Annotated in this window: 1 protein-coding gene; it reads left to right on the forward strand. The window is 52.9% G+C overall.

Translation table 11 applies throughout. From position 1 onward, the window contains the following. A partial coding sequence (locus tag R0K30_RS23135) for a queuosine precursor transporter (RefSeq protein ID WP_410613332.1) occupies window positions 1–244 on the forward strand: 244 nt, incomplete at both ends.

Consider the following 244-nt stretch of genomic DNA (forward strand, 5'->3'; position numbering starts at 1 on the left):
GGGAAATATCATGTACGGCACCGTTTTCTTCGCAACGGATGTGCTGAATGAAAAATACGGTCCCAGGGAAGCGCGCAAAGCCGTCTGGCTCGGGTTTTCCACTCTGCTCGCTTTGACATGCGCCATGCAGGGGGCTCTTTTATATAAACCGGCTGCGTCAGATATCGCACAGCCTGCCCTTGAGACGATTTTCGGTTTTCTGCCGCGTGTTGCGCTCGGAAGCCTCTTGGCTTTTATTTTCAGC

The sequence above is a fragment of the Bacillus sp. SIMBA_154 genome (assembly GCF_046536015.1).
GTDB classification, from domain to species: domain Bacteria; phylum Bacillota; class Bacilli; order Bacillales; family Bacillaceae; genus Bacillus; species Bacillus pumilus_P.